Below are 17,720 nucleotides of genomic sequence, written 5' to 3' on the forward strand. Positions count from 1 at the left end.
CCTCAAAACTATTTTTGTCCGGTCAGTCGGGCCGGGGTCGTTCCGGAGCGCCACTTCAGCGCCGGAAATGATACGAAGACCATCTGGATTTCATCGGGAATGCGCAGCCGCTTCGTCCGATCCCGGCGATTAAAGTCGAGAAGCCCCATGCAACAGAAGCCGGGAAGAGCGGGGTCAGCCAGCAGCACGGCCACGACCGGGCGCCACGGGTAACCACGGTATCCGGATACTCCCGGGCCACTCATGGAAACGGCCGTACAGTTCTCCCCCGCCTCTCTCGCAACCGCCTCGATGAACAGGGCCGCCTCCGCCGAGCCGCATGACAACCCTTTCTGCCGCGTCGAGCGCGTCTTTGTCCCTGATCCCTTCGATAAGGATCCCAGTCGTCCTCATTCCAAAAATTCGAGCAATATATATGCGAACGTTCGTATTTTAATCAAGCAAAAAATTGGGGCTTCTGCCGGCGGTTCTATCCGCGTCGGTTGCCTTTCAAGATTACGCCGCGGGCTGTCGCCAAGAAGCAGCAACAATTACGGCGCGGCCTCGTCGCCCGGCCGTGGCGCGGCGACGACAGGGAAATCGGCCCCTCGAAATGCCCGGAAGAACTCGACGCAAAGGCGCCCTCCCCCATCCGGACCAAGGCGCCGCCAAAGCCGGCGGGGCGCTGTTTCTTCATGGAGAGGCGGGGAATATCATGTCGCTTCGTCGGCGGCGACACCCTTGAGGAACGCGCTTTCCATCGTCGCCGCAAGCCCCGCCCGGGCCACCCTGCCACGACGCTCCGCCTCGACAAGCCCCAGCAGCATGGCGACGAACAACTCGGTCAACATAGCCGCCGGCATGTCGATCCTGAACACGCCCTCCCGCTGGCCGCGCAGGAAGAAGGCATCCAGTGCGATATCCCAGCCGGCTTCGTCGCCGAAGTCTTCCGACGCACCCTGATTGCGGCAATAGATCAGGAACGTGGTGAGTTCCCGCTGCTCCAGATTGTTCACGATCAGCCGCCTCAGCGCCTCGCGCGGCGAGGCGGTATCCAGGCCGGAGGCCGCAATCGCTTCGCCGATCAGTTGCACGCCATGGGTCGTCAGCCGTTCAATCAGCTGTTCACGGGTACGGCAGAAGCGGTAAAGGGTGGCTTTGCTGATGCCGACGGCGCTGGCCAGCTCCTGCAGCGAAGCCGCAGGCTGCCGGACGATCGCCGACGCCAGAGCGGCCAGGATACCGTTATCCTTCGTTTGAATGCCGATACGTGCCATGCCCTGAAACTTTTTCTGCCTGGGAAGCCCTGACGGGGATCATATGAATTATTGTTATTTCATCTTGGAAGCCAAGGCCTCCGGATTTCAACCGGCGTCCCGCGCCGCATGCTCCCCGGCTACCCCGGCCAGCCCTGTTCGAGCGCTATTGTGATCCTGACGACGCCTTTGCCTGAGTTGCGCTCCCGCAAGCGCCGGGAGGCGGCGTCGCATTTGGGGGATCAAACGGCGGACTGTAGCCCGGGATCAACACGCCCGTCAGCGGCTCCATAGGCCAGACGCGCGGCGACGATGGCTTCGCTGTGCGTCTCCGCCCAGTTCAGAAGTCCCGAGAGCGGATCGAGCAAGGTCAGCCCCAGCTGGGTCAGCCGGTATTCGACCGTCGGTGGCGTCGTCGGGTGGACGTGCCGGCTGATCAGCCCGTCCTGTTGCAGTTCGCGCAGGGTCTGGGTCAGCATCCGCTGGGAAATATCCGGCACCGCGCGGCGGATTTCGCCATAGCGATGCGGTCGTTCAGCCAGCACCATGATCAGCATCACGCTCCATTTGCTGCCGATGCGGTCCATGATCCCACGGACGGGACAGTTTTCGTCGTCATCCGGCTGCTCCCGGCATTCGTCGATGCGTTGCTTCATCTGTACGAGCCGTGACCTGCCAGATCCGAAACTGATGGTCATGACATACGAACTCCGATGTGCCTATCTGCCCGCAACATGCCTACTTTACGCACGGGTTTCAATCCTCATAATGAATGTTGGTCTCGAAATGAGATTAATGGATACAGCAGCACGGGATGATTTCGCATGTCTGACAAACTCGTCGTAACCGGTGCCTCCGGCCAGCTCGGCAAACTGGTTCTGCACCATCTGCTCGACAGCCTGAAGGTGCCGGCGGGCCGGATCATCGCCACCACCCGCACCCCGGATGCGCTGGCCGAGTTCGCTGCCCGAGGCATTGAGGTTCGCGCAGCCGATTTCGACGATCCGGCTTCGCTCGACGCCGCCTTCGCCGGCGTCAGCCGGGTGCTGCTGATCAGCACGGCATCGTTCTCGGACCGGAGCGTGCAGCACAAAACCGCCATCGCCGCTGCCCAAAAGGCCGGAGCGACGCATGTGATCTACACCTCGCTGCCGGAACCGGTCGATCCGTCGCTGGCGATCGTGCGCGATCATGCCGCGACCGAGAAGGCGCTGGCCGAGAGCGACCTGCCCGGCTGGACGGTGCTGCGCAACAACTGGTATTTCGAGAACCTGCTCTGGACCGTCCCGGATATCGCGAAATCGGGAAAATGGTTCACGGCCACCGGGGACGGCGCGACGGCCTATATCTCGCGTGACGATCTGGCGCGCGCGGCGGCGACGGTGCTGGCCAGCGACAGCACCGGCCGGACGACGCTGACGCTCGGCGGATCGAAGGCCTATACCACGGCCGAACTCGCCGAGCTGATCGGCAAGGCGATCGGCAGGGAGATCGCCGTGGTGCAGGTCAGCGCCGACGATCTGGCGAAAGGCGCCGAGGCGCACGGGGTGCCCGCGCATCTGGCCGGGATCATTGCTTCAGGTGACGTGAACGTCGCCGCCGGCCGCCATGCGGCAATCACGGGCGATTACAAGGCGCTGACCGGGCTGGAACCGCGGCCGTTCGAGGATTGGCTGGCGGCGAACAAGGCCGCGCTGGCGGGCTGACCGGACAGCGCCGCCGACCCGCATTCCGGCCTTCCGTCGTTTTTGAAGGAGATCGGTGCCGCTATCGCCGTCTTCAGGCACGGTCCGCCGCCTGCAAGACATATTCGCCGCTCATCGTCGCGAGATCGTCCCAAAGACTTTCGGCGAAGGTTCTGAGCACCATCAGTTCGAAGACATCTTCCGCAACGCGCGTGAGGTGGGCGGCGATGTGTCCCGTCAGCGTCGTCGTCGAGTGCCCGACGGGAAAGGCTGCCGGAGCGAGATCGGCGGCGGTTCCCTTTGCGAGGACACGTTCCACCATCGGCCCCTCGATGCGGATGCGCACGCGGCCATGGCTCTGGTCGACGCCTGCGGCACCGGGCGGCAGCGCTGCGAGAATAGCGGCGACTCCGGCGGCGGAAAGCGCCTCGTCGCCCACGAGGAACCACTGCGCCGGGCCGGCGGTGCGCACCGCGTGCGGCCTGCCGCCGGTCACCTCCCGAAGCAGGGGGGCAAGGTCCGGGCCGCCGGCCTCGCCGAGAACATGAATGACATGCCCCTCGGGAAGCGCGGCGATACTGATGCCCGCCGACCGCAAAGCGGTTTTCGATCCAAGGGCAGCGCGACTGGCGACGCGAAATGCGGGGATCTGAATTTCAGGCATGGAGCTTCTCGTTGGCTGGATCGACGAACACCGGATCGCACAGGACGGCGGGCGTGGTCTCGCCCATCAGGCCGTTCCAGACGACAATTTCCTCGCCGTGGCGCTCCGGCCCGTTCCTGACGAGCGCGAGGCCGATCGTGGACCCGACATGCGGCGAGAAGGCGCTGGAGCTGACGTAGCCCTGATCGTTCTCCAGCGTCGCCTCGGTGCCTTTCGCGAGGATATGCGCCCCCGTGCGAAACGTGGCGGCGGGATCGAGCGGCTTCACACCCACAAGACGCAGCCGGTCGGGGGCCGTCAGGCCTTCGCGGTGGACCATCGCCTTGCCGATGAAGTCAGCCTTCGTCGGGGAGACCATTTTCCCGAAGCCGAGATCGGCCGGCACCACCGTGCCGTTGATCTCGTTATGGGTGACATGGCCCTTCTCGATGCGCAGCACGCCGAGCGCCTCGATGCCATAGGCACAGATGTGCGCCTCCCCCGCTTCCATCAGTGCGTCGGCGACGCTTTCGCCGAAGCCCGCCGGAACGGCGATCTCGTAGGCGAGTTCGCCCGAGAAGGAGATGCGGAACAGCCGCCCGCGCAGCGCCCCGCCGAACAGGGACACCTCCCTTGCGGCGAGGAACGGAAAGGCTTCGCCGGAGATGTCCTCGTCGACGATCGCTTGCAGGATGGTCCGCGCCTTCGGCCCGGCGATCGCCATCTGCGCCCATTGATCCGTCACCGAGGCGAGGCGCACGTCGAGGTCCGGCCACAAGGCCTGCGCGCAGAATTCCAGATGGTTCATGACGCCGGCCGCATAGGCCGTCGTGGTGGTCATGAAGAAGTGATTATCTCCCAGCCGGCTCGTGGTGCCGTCGTCATAGATCATGCCGTCCTCGCGCAGCATCAGTCCGTAGCGCGCGCGGCCCACAGGCAGCTTGAGGAAGGCGTTGGCGTAGACGCGGTTGAGGAACTCGGCTGCGTCCCGGCCGTGGATCTCGATCTTGCCGAGCATGGAGACGTCGCAGAGCCCGGCGTTGAGGCGGACGTTACGCACTTCCCGGTCAACGCTCTCGCGCCAGGTCTTTTCTCCCGCGCGCGGGAACCAGGCGGAACGATACCACAGGCCCGTCTCCACGAACGTCGCGCCGTGCTTCGCCGCCCAGTCGTGCAGGGGTGACTTGCGCACCGGCTGGAAGTGCTTTCCGTGCGAGGCGCCGGTCAGCGCGCCGAAGGAAACCGGCGTGTAGAAGGGCCGGAATGTCGTGGTGCCGACCTCGGCCGGCGACACGCCGCGCGCCTCGGCCAGCAACCCGATGGCGTTGATGTTGGAGAGCTTTCCCTGGTCGGTGGCCATGCCGTTGGTGGTATAGCGCTTGGCAAGCTCCACATGGCCATATCCTTCCCGGACGGCCAGCTTCAGGTCCTTGAGGCCGACGTCGTTCTGGAAGTCCACGAACGCCTTGCCCCGGATGCCGGGCACGGACCACAGCGGTTTGCCGGCATCGCCCGTACCCTCGCCGGCAACCGGACCGAAGACCGCGGGCTGCGCGGCGCGCCCGAGAAGTCCGGCCAGCCGGGCGGCGTGCCCGGCGCCGTCGGCAAGGCAGGCGGACAATGATCCGACGCCGGCAGCGGAACCCGCAAGCGTCAGCCCCTCGGTGTCTTGAGGCGCGAGAAACGCCCCGTGCGCGTCCGACCAGATGGGCCTGCCGCCACGGTGGCAGGCAAGATGGATGACCGGGCTGAACCCACCCGACATGGCGAGCGCATCGACGTCGAGCGTCTCGTTGCGTCCGTCGACGGCGATCGTCACGCCGGCAAGCGCCTTGCCGCCCTTCGCATCGCGGACAAGGCCGCCCTTGATAACGCGCGCGGAGCCGCCGCCGACCGGGCTTCCTTCCCGGCGGCTGTCGACGATGGCCGCCACGCCGACGCCGGCGGCCTCCAGATCGGTCGCGAGCCGATAGCCGCTGTCGTTGGTTGTGAAGACAGCAACGCTCTTGCCGGGGGCGACGGCATGGCGGTTCAGGTAGGTGCGCATCGCGCCCGCCATCATCACGCCGGGAATGTCGTTGCCGCCGAAGACGATGGGCCGCTCCTCGCTGCCCGTGGCGAGGATGGCCTGCGTTGCCGCGATGCGCCACAGCCGCTCGACCGGAGGACCGGCGCACAGTTCCGCGACATGCTTCTGCACCCGCTCGACGGCGCCGAAGACATTGCCGTCGTACCAGCCGAAAACGGTGGTGCGCGCCAGAACCCGCACGTTGGGCAGGCTGTGAAGCTCCGCCGCGATGTCCGCCGCGAGCTGCGGCGCGGGCCGGTCGCCGATCGTGGCGGTCTCGGACAGCAGCGATCCGCCGGGCAGCGCCCCTTCGTCGGCGAGGATGACGCGCAGTCCGGCGCGTCCTGCGGTAAGGGCGGCGGCGAGGCCCGCCGGTCCCGCGCCGATGATCAGCAGGTCGCAATGCGCCCAGCATTTTTCATAGCCGTCGGGATCGGCCTCCCGGGTCGCCCGGCCAAGACCGGCCGCCTTGCGGATGACGGGTTCGTAGACCTTCTCCCAGAAGCCGGCCGGCCACATGAAGGTCTTGTAGTAGAAACCCGCGCCCAGAAACGGCGACAGCATGCCGTTGACCGCGCCGATATCGAAATCGAGCGACGGCCACCGGTTCTGGCTGCGCGCGACGAGGCCGTCGTACAGCTCCTGCACCGTTGCGCGGGTGTTCGGCTCGGTGCGCCCGTCGCGGCCGATGGTGACGAGCGCGTTCGGCTCGGCCGCGCCCGCCGTCAGGATGCCGCGCGGGCGGTGATACTTGAAGCTGCGGCCGACAAGGCGCTGGCCGTTGGCGAGCAGGGCCGAGGCCAGCGTGTCGCCCGCGAAGCCCTGCATTTTCCTGCCGTCGAAGGTGAAGGACAGGGGCCGGGAGCGATCGATGAGGCCGCCCGTGGACAAGCGGAACCGGTTCATGCCTTTCCTCCCTTTCCTGCGGCGGCGTCCTCTGCGCCGGTCACGTCGTGCGTCGCCGTGTTGCGGCTGACGACGAGCCAGCGCCGGCAGCCGGATGTATGGTGCCAGTACTCGCGGTAGGCGCCGCGCGGGTTGTCGCGCAGGTAGACATAGTCCATCCAGGCCGCCTGCCCCGCGTCCGGGCCGGGGCGCTCAAGCGCCGCGCCCTTGATGGTGAATTCTTCCTTCGGTCGCCGTCCGCAATGGGGACAGGGGATGAGGCTCGCCATGGACGATATTCCTTGTCTCGTTCCAGAGATGCATCGCAGACATCAATGCAAATTCGGCTGCGCGCCCTGCCCTTTTTCGTCGATCAGGTAGCCGCGCTCGAAGCGGTCGAGCCGCATCTGCCGCGTGGTCTCGTGCGGCTCCCCTTTCGCGATGAGATGCGCGAAGCAATAGCCGGAGGCGGGCGTCGCCTTGAAGCCGCCGTAGCACCAGCCGGCGTTGAGATAGAGATTGTCGCGGTGGACACGGTCGATGATCGGCGAACCGTCCATCGACATGTCCATGACGCCTCCCCAGGATCGCAGCACCCGCACGCGCGACAGCGCCGGGATCAGGGCCTTGCCGGCCTCGGCGACGTGCTCGACGGTCGCGAGGTTGCCACGCTGGGCATATGAATTGTAGCCGTCGATGTCGCCGCCGAAGACGAGGCCTCCCTTGTCCGACTGCGAGACGTAGAAATGCCCCGCGCCGAAGGTGACGACGCAGTCGATGAACGGCTTCAGGGCCTCGGAGACGAATGCCTGCAGCACATGGCTCTCGACGGGCAGCCTGAGCCCGGCCATCTGCGCCACCTGCGAGGAATTGCCGGCCGCGGCGAGCGCCAGCCTGTCGCAGCCGATAAAGCCCTGCGTGGTTTCGACGCCGGTGACCCGGTTGCCGTCCTGGCGGACGCCGGTGACCTCGCAGTTCTGGACGATGTCAACACCGCGGCTATCGGCGCCGCGCGCATAGCCCCACGCGACCGCGTCGTGCCGCACCGTGCCGCCGCGCCGCTGGATCAGCCCGCCCTGAATGGGGAAGCGGGCATTGTCGAAATCGAGGAACGGCAACACGGCCCTGATGGCATCGCGGTCCAGCAGCTCGGCATCGACACCGTGGAGCCGCATGGCGTTGCCGCGCCGCACATAGGCATCGCGCTGGGCGTCGGAATGGTACAGGTTGACGACGCCCCGCTGGGAAACCATCGCATTGAAGTTGAAATCCTGCTCCAATCCCTCCCAGAGCTTCATGGACAGCTCGTAGAACGGATTGTTGCCGGACAGGAGATAGTTGGAGCGGATGATGGTCGTGTTGCGGCCGACATTACCCGAGCCGATGTAGTTCTTCTCCAGCACCGCCACGTTGGTGATGCCGAACTCCTTCGCGAGGTAGTAGGCCGTCGCGAGCCCGTGCCCGCCGCCGCCGACGATGACGACGTCGTAATGCGGCCTCGGCTGCGGCTGGCGCCATGCCGGCCTCCAGCCCGCATTGCCCCGCAGGCCGTTCAGAAGAATCGAAAGTGCCGAATAGCGCATCTGCAAGATCCCGGTTGATATCCTTTGATAGGACGGCAGAAACATTTTTCGTTACACACAAGGGACGAAAAATTATATAAAAGAGACATGAAGCAGAATCCTTTCCACCTGACGCAGCCGATCGGCTTCATTCTGCTGCCGGGGTTCGCGCTGATGTCCTATGCGTCCGCGACTGAACCGTTGCGGGCGGCCAACATGCTCGCCGGCAGTGCGCTTTACGAAATCGTGGCGCTCTCGCCTGACGGCGCGCCCGTCCCGTCCTCGTCCGGCGCGACCGTTCCCAGCCGGCCGCTTGGCCAGGATGCCCACGATGCGTTGCATACGGTCTTCGTCTGCGCTGGCGGCCAACCGGGAGAATGGCGCTATCCGCAGGTGCATGCGACCTTGCGGACTCTGGCGCGCAGCGGCGTACGAATCGGCGGAATTTCCGGCGGGCCGTATCTGCTCGCCGCCGCCGGCCTGCTAGACGGCCGGGATTTCACCATCCATTGGGAGCATGCCCCGGCGCTGATCGAGGCGTTTCCGCATCTGGTTCCCCGCCAGGCGCGATTCGTGCTCGACGGCAACCGCATCACCTGCGGCGGCGGCGTCGCGCCCCTCGACATGATGCATGCGCTCATCGCCGAGCGGATGGGAGCGGACTTCGCGCGGCGTGTCAGCGACTGGTACCTCCACACGGCGGTCGCGGAGCCGGCGGCACCCCAGCGGGCCTCGGCGGCGGAGCGCTTCGGTGTGCATCACCCTGCCCTGCTCAATGTCCTCGCGAAGATGGAGGCGACGATCGAGCAGCCGCTGGGCCGGGACTCGATGGCGGTTTTCGCGGGCATCAGCCCGCGGCACCTCGACCGGCTGTTCGCCGATCACCTCGGCCGGGGTTTTCTGGAGACCTACCGCACGATCCGCCTGCAGCACGCACGCAGGCTGCTGCAGCAAAGCCCCCTGTCGATCTCGGAAATCGCCTTTGCGACAGGCTTTTCAAGCGCGGCGCATTTCTCGACGGCCTACCGGCGGCTGTTCGCGCATCCACCAGGCCAGGAACGCAGTTAATTTTCCTGTCAGTTGAATTCTTTTCACTATAAAGATAAAATGATCTTTTTGCCGGAGCGATCATGACACAGACCACAGCAAGGCGGCAGGGCGCGAAGGATGCCACGAAGGATAAATTGCCGGCCATCGAGCCGCATGCCGGTTTCGGCCAAGATCCGCATGCGGTGCGCGAGCCGCAGGTCAACAATCTGGAGATGGCGATCGGGCATGAGGTGCGCGCCTATCGCAAGAAGCTCGGCCTCACGGTTACAGACCTCGCGGCGGCGACGGGCATGTCCGTCGGCATGCTGTCCAAGATCGAGAATGGCAACATCTCGCCGTCGCTGACGACGCTGCAGGTGCTGTCGAAAGCACTCGGCGTGCCGCTGACGGCATTCTTCAGGCGCTTCGAGGAACCGCGCAACGCGACCTTCGTCAAGGCCGGCGAAGGGCTCAACATCGAGCGCCGGGGGACGCGCGCCGGCCACCAGTATAGCTTGCTCGGCCACATCGACAACAATTCGAGCGGCGTCACGGTCGAGCCCTATCTCATCACGCTGACCACGGAATCCGACGTGTTCCCGACCTTCCAGCATGAAGGCATGGAGTTCCTCTACATGCTGGAGGGCGAGGTCATCTACCGCCACGCGGACAAGCTCTATCCGATGAACCCGGGCGACAGCCTGTTCTTCGACGCCGATGCGCCGCACGGGCCGGAGGTGCTTGTCAGGCTGCCGGCGCGCTACCTGTCGATCATCTCCTATCCCCACAGGCGCACGACCGGGGATTGATAAATTGCCTTAGAAGAAAAATTTATTCTCTGTAATTGACCCGGCCATTGCCGCGTGCTAGCTCTTGTTCATCAACGAACGGAGGTTGCAGGGACCATGTGCGGCATTGTCGGACTATTCTTGAAGGACCGGACGCTGGAGCCGAGACTCGGCGACATGCTGTCCGACATGTTGATCGCGATGACGGATCGCGGTCCGGATTCCGCCGGCATCGCGATCTACCGCCCGTCGCCGGAAGGAAAGACCAAGCTCACGCTGCAATCCGCGTCGCCGGAAACGGACTTCGCCGACCTGCGCGGCGAGCTGCTTGAGGCCGGCATCGCGGCGTCGGTCACGGTCAGAAGCACCCACGCGGTTCTGGAGACCGACGCGACGGCGGAAAAGGTGCGCGCCTTCCTCGCCGCCCGCAGGCCGGCCGTCCGCGTCACGGGCACGGGCCGCAGCATCGAACTCTACAAGGAGACCGGCCTGCCGAAAGACGTCGTCGAGCGGTTCGGTGTCCGCGGCATGGGCGGCACCCACGGCGTCGGCCACACCCGCATGGCGACGGAATCCGCCGTGACGACACTCGGCGCGCACCCCTTCTCGACCGGCGCCGACCAGTGCCTGGTCCACAACGGGTCGCTCTCCAACCACAGCAATCTGCGCCGCACGCTGGCGCATGAAGGCATCAAGCTCGAAAGCCAGAACGATTCCGAAGTCGCGGCCGCTTATCTGACGGCGGAGATGGCAAGGGGCAAGGATCTGGGCGAGGCGCTGAACAGCGCGCTGGACGATCTGGACGGTTTCTTCACCTTCGTCGTCGGCACGCAATCCGGCTTCGGCGTGGTGCGCGACCCGATCGCCTGCAAGCCCGCCGTCATGGCTGAAACCGACCGGTACGTCGCTTTCGGCTCCGAATATCGCGCGCTCGTTAACCTGCCCGGCATCGAGAACGCCCGCGTGTGGGAGCCGGAACCGGCCACCGTCTATTTCTGGGATCACGAGAAGGCAGCCTGATTTCCTGCCGGGGCAAGTGTTCATCAGGAAATTGTAGTCAGAGGGAAGTACAATACATGCCTGTCTTTGATCTCTCCACGACGCCGCTGCGCGAGTTCAACAGCGCGCTGCGCAATATCCCGGAAGGGAGCAACGATTTCTCGTTCGAGGTGCTCAATCCGCGCGGCAGCCACGCCGTCGCCGCCGGCATCGACACGCCCGTCACCGTCGATGTTCAAGGGTCCGTCGGCTATTACTGCGCCGGCATGAACGACGGCGGTATCGTCACGGTTCACGGTTCCGCCGGGCCGGGCGTGGCCGAGAACATGATGTCGGGCACAGTCGTCGTCGAGGGCGACGCGAGCCAGTACGCCGGTGCGACCGGCCGGGGCGGCCTTCTCGTCATCAGGGGCAACGCCTCTTCGCGCTGCGGCATCTCGATGAAGGGCATCGACATCGTCGTCCTCGGCAACATCGGACATATGTCTGCGTTCATGGGGCAGTCGGGGCACCTTGTCGTCCTCGGCGATGCCGGAGAGGCGCTGGGCGATTCCCTCTACGAGGCGAAGCTCTTCGTTCGCGGGAAGGTAAAAAGCCTCGGCGCCGACTGCGTCGAGAAGGATATGCGCCCGGAGCATCTCGCGAAGCTCGCCGAACTGCTCGAAAAGGCCGGCGTCAGCGGCGTGAGGCCGGAGGAGTTCAAGCGCTACGGCTCGGCCCGCAAACTCTACAACTTCAACATCGACAACGCGGACGCCTACTGACGCCGCGACGGGATGAGCTACCGGCGAACGCCCATCCCGCGCCGCAGCCGTCGACGCACAGTTTTTGTCCAGAACGGTGCCCGTTTTCCGGGATCATGCTTCAGGGATATGCCATGAGCTATCACAACCCCCATACCCCGCCGCGCAAGTCCGCGACCTTCGACGATTACACGCTGGCGGAAATCCGCCGCGCCGCCGCGACCGGCATCTACGACATCCGCGGCGGCGGAACGAAGCGCAAGGTGCCGCATTTCGACGACCTGCTCTTCCTTGGTGCCTCGATGTCGCGCTACCCGCTCGAAGGCTACCGCGAGAAATGCGAGACCTCAGTCACCCTTGGAACACGTTTTGCGAGGAAGCCCATTCAGTTGAAGATTCCGATCACGATCGCGGGCATGAGCTTCGGCGCATTGTCCGCGCCCGCGAAGGAGGCCCTCGGGCGCGGCGCGACGCTGGCCGGAACTTCGACGACGACGGGCGATGGCGGCATGACGGACGAAGAACGCGGGCACAGCGAGATCCTCGTTTACCAGTATCTCCCCTCCCGCTACGGGATGAACCCGCGCGACCTGCGCCGCGCGGATGCGATCGAGGTCGTGGTCGGCCAGGGCGCGAAGCCCGGCGGCGGCGGCATGCTGCTCGGCCAGAAGATTTCCGACCGCGTGGCCGAGATGCGCACGCTTCCCAAAGGCATCGACCAGCGCTCCGCCTGCCGCCATCCGGACTGGACCGGCCCCGACGATCTGGAAATCAAGATCCTGGAGCTGCGGGAGATCACGGACTGGGAGAAGCCGATCTACATCAAGATTGGCGGCGCGCGGCCGTATTACGACACAGCGCTCGCGGTCAAGGCGGGAGCGGACGTGGTGGTGCTCGACGGCATGCAGGGCGGCACGGCGGCGACACAGGACGTCTTCATCGAGCATGTCGGCATGCCGACGCTCGCCTGCATCCGCCCCGCCGTTCAGGCGCTGCAGGATCTGGGCATGCATCGCAAGGTGCAGCTTGTCGTCTCCGGCGGCATCCGGTCGGGCGCCGATGTCGCCAAGGCGCTGGCGCTGGGGGCAGACGCGGTGTCGATCGGTACCGCCGCGCTCGTCGCCATCGGTGACAACGATCCGCGCTGGGAGGACGAGTATCGGGCGCTCGGCAGCACGGCGGGTGCCTACGACGACTGGCACGAGGGCAAGGACCCGGCCGGCATCACCACGCAGGATCCGGAGCTGGCGAGCCGTCTCGATCCCGTCACCGCCGGCCGGAAGCTTGCCAACTACCTCAAGGTCATGACGCTGGAAGCCCAGACCATCGCCCGCGCCTGCGGCAAGAACCACCTGCACAACCTGGAGCCGGAAGATCTCTGCGCCCTGACGCTCGAAGCGGCGGCGATGGCGCAGGTGCCGCTCGCCGGTACCGGCTGGTATCCGGGCAAGAACGGCTTTTGAGAGGGCATCTACACCTGCGGCCTGCAACGGGAGGGCATGGTCCGCATCAGCTTAAATAAACGATGGATATCCAGACAAACCGCGGAACAAGCGGCGGATATCCGACAAGGGGAACTGAAGTGACGCAGGAGCTTTCCAAATACGCTGCTGAAAACGGAATAAAATATTTCATGATCAGCTACACGGACCTTTTCGGCGGTCAGCGCGCGAAACTGGTCCCGGCTGCGGCGATCGCCGACATGCAGAGGGATGGCGCGAGCTTCGCCGGCTTTGCGACGTGGCTCGATCTCACCCCCGCCCATCCCGACCTGTTTGCCGTCCCCGACCCATCGTCCGTGATCCGGCTACCCTGGAACAAGGATGTCGCCTGGGTCGCCGCCGACTGCATCATGGACGATGCGCCGGTGGAACAGGCGCCGCGCGTCCTGCTCAAGCGGCTGATCGCCGAGGCCGCCCGGGAGGGGCTGCGCGTAAAAACCGGCGTCGAGGCGGAGTTCTTCCTCATTTCGCCTGACGGCTCAAAGATTTCCGACGAGTTCGATACCGCCCAGAAGCCCTGCTACGACCAGCAGGCGGTGATGCGCCGCTACGATGTCATCGCCGAGATCTGCGACAGCATGCTCGAACTCGGCTGGAAGCCGTACCAGAACGACCACGAGGACGCGAACGGCCAGTTCGAGATGAACTGGGAATACGACGACGCGCTGCGCACCGCCGACAAGCATTCGTTCTTCAAGTTCATGGTGAAGTCGATCGCGGAAAAGCACGGGCTACGCGCGACATTCATGCCCAAGCCCTTCAAGGGCCTGACCGGGAACGGCTGCCACGCGCATATCTCGGTCTGGGACCTCGACGGAGAGGTCAACGCCTTCGCCGACAAGTCGATGCCCTTCGGGCTCTCGGCGCAGGGCAAGCACTTCCTCGGCGGCATCATGAAACACGCCTCGGCGCTTGCGGCCGTCACCAATCCGACGGTCAATTCCTACAAACGCATCAATGCGCCGCGGACCACCTCGGGCGCCACCTGGGCGCCGAACGCGGTGACCTGGACCGGCAACAACCGCACCCACATGGTGCGCGTGCCCGGCCCCGGCCGCTTCGAGCTGCGCCTGCCGGACGGCGCCGTCAACCCGTACCTGCTACAGGCGATCGTCATCGCCGCCGGCCTGTCCGGCATTCGCTCGAAAGCCGATCCGGGGCAGCATCACGACATCGACATGTACGCTGCGGGGCATACTGTCACCGATGCCCCGCGGCTGCCGCTCAACCTGCTCGACGCGCTGCGCGAATACGAGAAGGACGAGGTCCTGCGGAAGGCGCTGGGCAATGCGTTCTCGTCCGCCTACCTCAAGCTCAAGCACAACGAGTGGAACATGTACTGCTCGCAGTTCACGAGCTGGGAACACGCGACCACCCTCGATATCTGAGAGTCCTCGCTGCGTCACGGATCGCCTTCCCCGCGCCTGAACGGGATGACTTTCCCCGATTGTCATCCCACCCCGTACGCTTGAGCGCACGGAACCCCTTTCGGAGGCCGCTTCCCCCGATCCGGCGGCAGGCGCGAAAAGCTCTTCCCGCCGCCTTGAGAGAGAGCCATGACAACATTCATTCTCACTGTCACCTGCAAGTCCACACGCGGAATCGTGGCGGCAATATCGACCTATCTTGCCGGCAAGGGCTGCAACATCATCGACTCGTCGCAGTTCGACGACCTCGATACGGGGCGGTTCTTCATCCGTATCTCCTTCATTTCCGAGGAAGGTGTCGGCCGTCCGGCGCTGATCGAGGACTTCGGTCCGATCGCCGAAACATTCGGCATGACATGGAACATCCACAACGCCAGGGACCGCATGAAAGTCATGCTGATGGTCTCGCGCTTCGGCCATTGCCTGAACGACCTGCTCTACCGTTGGAAGATCGGCGCGCTGCCGATCGATATCGTCGGCGTCGTGTCCAATCACTTCGATTACCAGAAGCTGGTCGTGAATCACGATATTCCCTTCCACTACATCAAGGTGACGAAGGAGAACAAGCCGCAAGCCGAGGCGCAACTGCTCGACGTCATCCGGCAGACGGAAACGGAACTCGTCGTGCTCGCCCGCTATATGCAGGTGCTGTCGGACAGACTCTGCGAGGAGATGTCGGGCCGCATCATCAACATCCATCACTCCTTCCTGCCGAGCTTCAAGGGCGCCAATCCCTACAAACAGGCCTACCAGCGCGGCGTGAAGCTGATCGGCGCGACAGCCCACTACGTGACCGCGGACCTCGACGAGGGTCCGATCATCGAACAGGGCACGGCCCGCATCACCCATGCGCAGAGCCCCGATGACTATGTCTCCATCGGTCGCGATGTCGAAAGCCAGGTGCTGGCGCGCGCCATTCATGCGCACATCCACCACCGGACGTTCATCAACGGCAACCGCACCGTCGTTTTCCCGGCGAGCCCCGGCAGCTATGCGTCCGAGCGGATGGGCTAAGCCATGGCTGACATCATCGATGGCAAGCAGGTCGCCGCATCCGTGACCGCGGCGGTAAAAACGGCAGCCCTCGCGCTGCAACAGCAACGCGGAGTGACGACAGGCCTGGCGGTCGTCATCGTCGGCGACGATCCGGCAAGCCACACCTACGTGGCCGCGAAAAGCCGCATGGCGAAGGAATGCGGCTTCAACTCCGTCCAACACACGCTGCCCGCGCAGACAACGCAAGAAGAACTCGCCGCTCTCGTCCGGATGCTCAATGACGACGACGCCATCCATGGCATACTCGTCCAGCTGCCGCTGCCGGGGCATCTCGACCCGGAGCCGCTCATCCAGGCGATCCGGCCGGAAAAGGACGTCGACGGCCTCCACGTCATCAATGCCGGCAAGCTGGCGACGGGCGATCTTGCCACCGGCCTCGTCTCCTGCACGCCAGCGGGCGCCATGGTCTTCGTCCGCCAGGTACACGGGGCGGACCTGTCGGGCCTCAACGCCGTCGTGATCGGACGCTCGAACCTGTTCGGGAAGCCCATGGCGCAGTTGCTGCTGCACGCCAACGCCACGGTGACGGTTACGCACTCGCGCACCCGTGACCTCCCGTCCCTCTGCCGCAACGCGGACATCCTCGTTGCGGCCGTGGGCCGTCCCGAGATGGTAAAGGCCGATTGGGTGAAGCCCGGAGCGACCGTGATCGATGTCGGTATCAACCGCATTCCCGCACCCGAACGGGGCGAGGGCAAGACCCGCCTCGTCGGCGACGTCGCCTTCGCGGAATGCGCCGACCTCGCCGCCGCCATCACGCCGGTGCCCGGCGGCGTGGGTCCCATGACCATCGCCATGCTGATGGCGAATACGGTGATCGCCGCCCACCGCGCCAGCGGGCTGACGCCGCCGACCTTCTGACGATGCTGCGTCGCGGGGAAATTCCGCTTGCGCCGCAGCAAATCGCGCATATAGTGAAGAAATAAATATTCTCAATAATAAACCAGAGAGACGGACATCATGACTGCAACATGGCGCTTTTCCGCCCTTGCGGACCGGCACCGGGCCCTGGGTTCCAGGCTTGAGGACTGGAACGGCATGGGTACCGCCTGGACATACGACAAGGACATCTACGAGGAACATGCCGCCGTCCGCACGCGGGCCGGCCTCATGGACGTGTCGGGTCTCAGGAAGGTTCACCTCGTCGGCCCGCACGCCATCGCCGTGCTGGATGCGATAACGACGCGGGACCTGAACAAGGTATATCCGGGAAAATCCGTCTACGCCTGCATGCTCAACGATCGCGGGCATTTCACGGAGGACTGCGTCGTGTATCGCACGGGGCCGAACGCCTGGATGCTGGTGCACGGATCGGGCTCCGGCCATGAGGAGGTCGTCAAGCAGGCCGCAGGGCGAAACTGCGCCGTTCTTTTCGACGACGATCTGCACAATCTCTCGCTTCAGGGCCCCCTCGCCGTCGAGTACCTGCAAAGGCACGTGCCGGGCATCCGCGACCTGCGATACTTCCATCACATCCAGACCACGCTGTTCGGCCTGCCCGCGATGATCTCGCGTACCGGCTACACCGGCGAGCGCGGCTACGAGATCTTCGTGCGCGGGCAGGACGCGCCCGCCGTATGGGATCACATCGTCGGGGAAGGCGCGGAACTCGGCATCATCCCCGTCTCGTTCAGCGTCCTCGACATGCTGCGGGTCGAAAGCTACCTGCTGTTCTATCCTTACGACAATTCGCAGATGTATCCCTTCGCGGACGAACCTCCCGGCGACAGCCTTTGGGAGCTTGGCCTTGCCTTCACGGTGAGCCCTGGCAAGACCGGTTTCCGCGGTGCGGAGGAGCATTGGCGCCTCAAGGGCAGGGAGCGCTTCAGGATATTCGGGCTGCTGATCGACGCCGACGGTCCCGCCGGCGCCGGGGACGAGGTCTGGGCCGACGACCGGAAGGTCGGCGTGATTACCTGCCCCTGCTATTCGAAGCTCACGGGCCGTTCGATGGCCATCGCCCGTCTCGACGTGGACAAGGCCGTGCAGGGCACGCCGCTGGAAGTCCGCGGCAAGTCGCTCGCCGCCAAGGCTATCGCCCACACGATCACCTTCGACGATCCCGACAAGAAGAAGCGAACCGCCGTCGGCTGAGGGG

General features: G+C 64.9%; 17 protein-coding genes. 10 read left to right on the top strand and 7 right to left on the bottom strand.

Annotation, left to right across the window (positions count from 1 at the left end; all coding sequences use genetic code 11):
* Window positions 1-8: 8 nt before the first annotated feature.
* The 3 genes from ACFFJ7_RS18665 to ACFFJ7_RS18675 all read right to left on the bottom strand — a co-directional run bounded on the left by ACFFJ7_RS18665 (window position 9) and on the right by ACFFJ7_RS18675 (window position 1,933).
* On the bottom strand, window positions 9-194 hold the full coding sequence (locus tag ACFFJ7_RS18665; protein ID WP_377594370.1) for a hypothetical protein: 186 nt from the start codon (window positions 192-194) through the stop codon (window positions 9-11).
* Window positions 195-692: 498 nt separating this feature from the next.
* A complete protein-coding gene (locus ACFFJ7_RS18670; protein ID WP_377594371.1) occupies window positions 693-1,256 on the bottom strand; it encodes a TetR/AcrR family transcriptional regulator in 564 nt (187 codons plus the stop codon).
* 221 nt (window positions 1,257-1,477) lie between these two features.
* Window positions 1,478-1,933: a winged helix-turn-helix transcriptional regulator gene (locus ACFFJ7_RS18675; protein WP_377594372.1), complete on the bottom strand. Its 456-nt coding sequence runs from the start codon at window positions 1,931-1,933 to the stop codon at window positions 1,478-1,480.
* 126 nt (window positions 1,934-2,059) lie between these two features.
* Here ACFFJ7_RS18675 and ACFFJ7_RS18680 point away from each other — a divergent pair, with 126 nt between their 5' ends.
* Window positions 2,060-2,941, top strand: a complete 882-nt coding sequence (locus ACFFJ7_RS18680) for an SDR family oxidoreductase (protein WP_377594373.1) — start codon at window positions 2,060-2,062, stop codon at window positions 2,939-2,941.
* Between the two features lie 73 nt (window positions 2,942-3,014).
* Here ACFFJ7_RS18680 and soxG read toward each other — a convergent pair whose 3' ends face one another.
* The 4 genes from soxG to ACFFJ7_RS18700 are packed head-to-tail and all read right to left on the bottom strand — an operon-like array spanning window position 3,015 to window position 8,099.
* A complete protein-coding gene (gene soxG, locus ACFFJ7_RS18685) occupies window positions 3,015-3,584 on the bottom strand; it encodes a sarcosine oxidase subunit gamma family protein (protein WP_377594375.1) in 570 nt (189 codons plus the stop codon).
* The gene (locus tag ACFFJ7_RS18690; RefSeq protein ID WP_377594376.1) at window positions 3,577-6,537 is read right to left on the bottom strand and encodes a sarcosine oxidase subunit alpha family protein; all 2,961 of its coding nucleotides are present in this window, start codon (window positions 6,535-6,537) and stop codon (window positions 3,577-3,579) included. The genes soxG and ACFFJ7_RS18690 overlap by 8 nt, the downstream gene beginning before the upstream one ends.
* Entirely contained in the window at window positions 6,534-6,806 is a 273-nt protein-coding gene (locus ACFFJ7_RS18695) for a sarcosine oxidase subunit delta (RefSeq protein ID WP_377594378.1), read from the bottom strand. The genes ACFFJ7_RS18690 and ACFFJ7_RS18695 overlap by 4 nt, the downstream gene beginning before the upstream one ends.
* Window positions 6,807-6,848: 42 nt before the next feature.
* Window positions 6,849-8,099 carry a sarcosine oxidase subunit beta family protein gene (locus ACFFJ7_RS18700; protein WP_377594379.1) on the bottom strand — a complete coding sequence of 417 codons (1,251 nt, stop codon included), beginning with the start codon at window positions 8,097-8,099 and terminating at the stop codon, window positions 6,849-6,851.
* An 87-nt stretch (window positions 8,100-8,186) separates the two neighbouring features.
* On the opposite strand from ACFFJ7_RS18700, the gene ACFFJ7_RS18705 reads away from it, so the two are divergent.
* From ACFFJ7_RS18705 to ACFFJ7_RS18745, 9 genes are all read left to right on the top strand, one after another.
* Window positions 8,187-9,146: a GlxA family transcriptional regulator gene (locus tag ACFFJ7_RS18705; RefSeq protein WP_377594380.1), complete on the top strand. Its 960-nt coding sequence runs from the start codon at window positions 8,187-8,189 to the stop codon at window positions 9,144-9,146.
* A gap of 194 nt (window positions 9,147-9,340) precedes the next feature.
* Window positions 9,341-9,916 (top strand): helix-turn-helix domain-containing protein, encoded by a 576-nt coding sequence (locus ACFFJ7_RS18710; protein ID WP_246225162.1) that lies wholly within the window; start codon window positions 9,341-9,343, stop codon window positions 9,914-9,916.
* A gap of 96 nt (window positions 9,917-10,012) precedes the next feature.
* Complete coding sequence (locus ACFFJ7_RS18715; RefSeq protein ID WP_377594381.1) at window positions 10,013-10,915, top strand: class II glutamine amidotransferase; 903 nt, start codon at window positions 10,013-10,015, stop codon at window positions 10,913-10,915.
* Window positions 10,916-10,971: 56 nt separating this feature from the next.
* Window positions 10,972-11,658, top strand: coding sequence for a GltB/FmdC/FwdC-like GXGXG domain-containing protein (locus ACFFJ7_RS18720; protein ID WP_166950133.1), 687 nt, complete (start codon window positions 10,972-10,974; stop codon window positions 11,656-11,658).
* A 113-nt stretch (window positions 11,659-11,771) separates the two neighbouring features.
* A complete protein-coding gene (locus ACFFJ7_RS18725) occupies window positions 11,772-13,100 on the top strand; it encodes an FMN-binding glutamate synthase family protein (RefSeq protein WP_166950130.1) in 1,329 nt (442 codons plus the stop codon).
* Window positions 13,101-13,162: 62 nt separating this feature from the next.
* Window positions 13,163-14,527: a type III glutamate--ammonia ligase gene (gene glnT, locus ACFFJ7_RS18730; RefSeq protein WP_377594384.1), complete on the top strand. Its 1,365-nt coding sequence runs from the start codon at window positions 13,163-13,165 to the stop codon at window positions 14,525-14,527.
* Between the two features lie 168 nt (window positions 14,528-14,695).
* Window positions 14,696-15,580 (top strand): formyltetrahydrofolate deformylase, encoded by an 885-nt coding sequence (gene purU / locus ACFFJ7_RS18735; protein ID WP_166950126.1) that lies wholly within the window; start codon window positions 14,696-14,698, stop codon window positions 15,578-15,580.
* 3 nt (window positions 15,581-15,583) lie between these two features.
* Window positions 15,584-16,483, top strand: coding sequence for a bifunctional methylenetetrahydrofolate dehydrogenase/methenyltetrahydrofolate cyclohydrolase FolD (gene folD / locus ACFFJ7_RS18740; RefSeq protein WP_377594387.1), 900 nt, complete (start codon window positions 15,584-15,586; stop codon window positions 16,481-16,483).
* 99 nt (window positions 16,484-16,582) lie between these two features.
* The gene (locus ACFFJ7_RS18745) at window positions 16,583-17,716 is read left to right on the top strand and encodes an aminomethyl transferase family protein (RefSeq protein ID WP_377594388.1); all 1,134 of its coding nucleotides are present in this window, start codon (window positions 16,583-16,585) and stop codon (window positions 17,714-17,716) included.
* The last annotated feature ends 4 nt before the right edge of the window (window positions 17,717-17,720 follow it).

It is taken from the genome of Pseudochelatococcus lubricantis, from assembly GCF_042432495.1.
GTDB lineage: Bacteria > Pseudomonadota > Alphaproteobacteria > Rhizobiales > Beijerinckiaceae > Pseudochelatococcus > Pseudochelatococcus lubricantis.